Source organism: Actinomadura sp. NPDC000929, from assembly GCF_040492065.1.
Classification (GTDB): Bacteria; Actinomycetota; Actinomycetes; order Streptosporangiales; family Streptosporangiaceae; genus Spirillospora; species Spirillospora verrucosospora.
Genome location: NZ_JBEUPA010000293.1, coordinates 1 through 3,418, shown reverse-complemented (window position 1 = coordinate 3,418; position 3,418 = coordinate 1). Strand labels below are relative to the sequence as shown.

Here is a 3,418-nt window from a genome sequence, read left to right as displayed (position 1 = left end):
TTCGACAAGCTCGACCTGTCGCACGCGACGGGGTACAGCCGCCGGGTCCTGGCCGTCCTGCGGTACCTGGGCTCCTGACGGCGCCTACCCGATCCTGGGTGGCGCATCGCCGAGATCGACGTGCCCTACCGTCCCCGCACCGGCGCCTCGAAGGTGACCGGGACGCTCGGCGGGACGGTCCGCGCCGTCCGCGACATGCGCCGCGTCCTGGCGGAGGTAGCCCGATGACCCCCGCACCCGAGCCCGGCGGAACCGGGCGCGGCGGAATCGCGCACGGCGACGCCGACCTCATCGTCATCGCCAAGGAGCCCGTCCCGGGCCGGGTCAAGACCCGCCTCACGCCCGCCTACACCCCCGCCGAGGCCGCCGCGCTCGCCGAGGCGTCCCTGCGCGACACCCTCGCCGCCGTCGCCGCCGCACCCGCCGGCCGGCGGGTCCTCGTGCTCGCCGGCGACCCCGGGCCGTGGCTGCCGGACGGCTTCACCGTCATCGCCCAGCGCGGCGGCGGCCTGGACGAGCGCCTCGCCCACGCCTTCGCCGACGCCCACACCGGCCGCCCGATGGTCCTGATCGGCATGGACACCCCGCAGGTCACCCCCGAACTCCTCGACCGCGCCCGAAGCGCGCTCGGCCGCGTCGACGCGGTGTTCGGACCCGCCCGCGACGGCGGGTTCTGGCTGCTCGGGCTGCGCCGCCCCGCGGCGGCGCTGCTGCGCGGCGTCCCGATGTCGCGCCCCGACACCGGCGCGGTCCAGCTCGCGCGGCTGCGCGCCGCCGGCCTGCGGACCGCGGTGCTGCCCGAGCTCACCGACGTCGACACCCCCGCCGACGCCGCCGCGGTCGCCGCCGCCGCGCCGGACGGCCGCTTCGCCGCCGCCGTGCGGGCCCTCGGGGACCGGACCGTCCCGGCATGATCGGCGAACTGTACGAGGAGGCGCTGCGAAGCCGCGCCCCGGTGGAGATCGAGCACGCCGACGGGCGCCGCCGGCCGCTGCCGCTGCACGACTGGCTGGCCGTGCGCGACGGCGACGGCGGGCTCCTGGACCGCTGCGAGGGCGCCACCCTGGACGTCGGGTCGGGACCGGGCCGGCTGACGGTGGCGCTGGCCCGCCGCGGCCTGCCGGTGCTGGGCATCGACCTGACCCCCTCCGCGGTCGCGCTGACCGTCGCGGCGGGCGGCCCGGCCCTGTGCCGCGACGTGTTCGGCCGCGTGCCCGGCGCCGGACGCTGGCGCACCGTGCTGCTCGCCGACGGCAACATCGGCATCGGCGGCGACCCCGCCGCGCTGCTGCGCCGCGTCCTGGCGCTGCTGGCGCCCGGCGGCCGGGTGCTGGCGGAGGTCGGCCCGCCCGGCTCGGCCTCCCGGGTCGAGCCGCTGCGGCTGCGCTCGGACCGCTCGGTCGGCGAATGGTTCCCCTGGGCGCACGTGTCCGCCGACGCCGTCGCCGGGCTGGCCGCCCTGTGCGCCGCGACCGTGACCGAGTCCTGGCAGGAAGCGGACCGGTGGTTCGTCGCCCTGCGCACCGGGGAGGTGCGCTAATGAGTTCCGCGCCCGGACGGCGCAGGCCGCCCGCGCCGACCGCCGTGCTGCGCGGCGTCCCGGGACGGTTCACCAGCCGCCTCCACGACGAGCGGGTCGCCTCCTGGCTCGGCATCGCCCTCGGCGTCAGCGTCCTGGTCTCCTTCGGGACCGGGCTGGTCAGCCACTTCATGCAGCATCCCGCCGGGTGGATGCTGTGGCCGTCGCGGCCGGTGAACCTGTACCGGGTCACCCAGGGCGTGCACGTCATCGGCGGCCTGGCGACCGTCCCGCTGCTGCTGGCCAAGCTGTGGACGGTCTACCCGCGGCTGTGGCAGTGGCCGCCGGTGCGCTCCCTCGTCCACGGCGTGCAGCGGCTGCTGGTGTTCGTCCTGGTCGGCGCGGCGCTGTTCCAGTTCGTCACCGGGGTGCTGAACGTCGCCTACTGGTACGCGTTCCGGTTCTACTTCACCACCGCGCACTACTGGACGGCCTACATCCTCGTCGGCGCGCTGGTCATCCACATCGCCGACCAGTGGGCCAAGACGCGCCGCACCGTCATGACCCGCCCCGAGGACGGCGTCGGGCGCCGCGGCTTCCTGCTCACCGTCGCCGGCGCGAGCGGCGTCGTCGCGCTCACCACGGTGGGGGAGGCGGTCACCCCGCTGGCGCCGCTGGCGGTGCTGGCGCCGCGCCGCCCCGGCACCGGGCCGCAGGACGTCCCGGTCAACAAGTCGGCCGCCGCGACCGGCGTCACCGCCCAGGCCCGCGACCCCCGCTGGCGCCTCACCGTCACCGGCCGGGTCGCGCGGGAGGTCACCCTGTCCCTGGCCGACCTGCGCGCGCTGCCGCAGCACACCGCGCGGCTGCCCATCTCCTGCGTGGAGGGCTGGAGCGTGGAGGCGGACTGGCGGGGCGTGCGGCTGCGCGACGTCCTGCGCCTGGCCGGCGTCGCCGACGACGCGCAGGTGCTGGTGGAGTCGCTGCAGCGGCACGGCCTCTACCGCACCTCGCTGGTCGCCCCGCCGCACTGGCGCGACCCGCTGACGCTGCTGGCCCTCGGCATGAACGGCGCCCCCCTCGCCCTCGACCACGGCCACCCGTGCCGTCTCATCGCCCCGAACCGGCCCGGGGTCATGCAGACCAAATGGGTCCACCGGCTGGTGGTGTCGTGAACGCGCGGATCGTGTCGAAGGCGGCGGCGTACGCGGCGGGCCTGGCGCTCATCGCCGTCGGGCTGCGCGGGATCGTGGACGAGGTCCCCCTGGCCGCGTGGGCGAAGTGGTTCGCCGGGGCGGCCGTCCTGCACGACGCCGTCCTGGTCCCGGCGGTGCTCGCCGCGGGGGCGCTCACCGGCCTGGTGCCCGCCGGCCGGCGGCGCGTCGTGCGCGCCGCGCTGGTCATCGGCGGCTGCGTCACCGTGGTCGCGATCCCCGTCGTGCTGGGCTACGGGCGCCGCGCCGACGAGCCGTCCCGCCTCCCGCTGCCCTACGGCCGCAACCTGGCGATCGTGCTGGGCGCGATCGCCGTGGTGGCGGCCTGCGTGCTCGCGGCCCGGGAGGTCACCGCCCGGCGCGGGGCCGGGCGCTCGTCGGGGCGCGGCGGAGCGACCCGCGTCCCGCGACCGTCCCGGAAGGAGAGGCGGCGATGACGCTTACCGAGGCGCACGGCCGGGCGGAGGCCGCCGAGAGGCCGGCGGGGCGCGGATGGCCGGGGTGGGCGGCCGTCGCGGTGTGGGCGGCCGGGATCGCGGCGGCGTTCGCCGTGGGCTGGTACCTGCGGCGCGCGGGCCTGGCCACCGAGGACCCACTGCCTCCGCTGCACGCGCGGGCGCGGGGGTGGCCGCCGCCGTGGCGGCTGCTGCCCGCCGCCGCCGTCGCGGCCCAGGCGGTGGCGGCG

Annotated in this window: 5 protein-coding genes and 1 pseudogene; all 6 read left to right on the top strand. The window is 77.9% G+C overall.

Features of this window, described 5'->3' with window-relative positions; all coding sequences use genetic code 11:
- Positions 1-78: pseudogene (locus ABWI04_RS42200) on the top strand (DNA-binding response regulator); the annotation flags it as partial.
- A gap of 146 nt (positions 79-224) precedes the next feature.
- Positions 225-914, top strand: coding sequence for a TIGR04282 family arsenosugar biosynthesis glycosyltransferase (locus ABWI04_RS42195; RefSeq protein ID WP_353835918.1), 690 nt, complete (start codon positions 225-227; stop codon positions 912-914).
- Positions 911-1,540: a class I SAM-dependent methyltransferase gene (locus ABWI04_RS42190; RefSeq protein ID WP_353835917.1), complete on the top strand. Its 630-nt coding sequence runs from the start codon at positions 911-913 to the stop codon at positions 1,538-1,540. The genes ABWI04_RS42195 and ABWI04_RS42190 overlap by 4 nt, the downstream gene beginning before the upstream one ends.
- Positions 1,540-2,694 (top strand): molybdopterin-dependent oxidoreductase, encoded by a 1,155-nt coding sequence (locus ABWI04_RS42185; protein ID WP_353835916.1) that lies wholly within the window; start codon positions 1,540-1,542, stop codon positions 2,692-2,694. Before ABWI04_RS42190 ends, ABWI04_RS42185 begins: the two co-directional genes overlap by 1 nt.
- Entirely contained in the window at positions 2,691-3,170 is a 480-nt protein-coding gene (locus ABWI04_RS42180; protein ID WP_345186886.1) for a hypothetical protein, read from the top strand. The genes ABWI04_RS42185 and ABWI04_RS42180 overlap by 4 nt, the downstream gene beginning before the upstream one ends.
- Positions 3,167-3,418 (top strand): hypothetical protein (locus ABWI04_RS42175; protein WP_353835915.1); only part of this gene is annotated, 252 nt, incomplete at its 3' end. The genes ABWI04_RS42180 and ABWI04_RS42175, both read left to right, overlap by 4 nt.

Excerpts from the sequence above, each read along its gene's own strand:
- ABWI04_RS42190 (WP_353835917.1), top strand. The coding sequence starts at position 911 with ATGATCGGCGAACTGTACGAGGAGGCGCTGCGAAGCCGCGCCCCGGTG.
- ABWI04_RS42185 (WP_353835916.1), top strand. The coding sequence starts at position 1,540 with ATGAGTTCCGCGCCCGGACGGCGCAGGCCGCCCGCGCCGACCGCCGTG.
- ABWI04_RS42195 (WP_353835918.1), top strand. The coding sequence starts at position 225 with ATGACCCCCGCACCCGAGCCCGGCGGAACCGGGCGCGGCGGAATCGCG.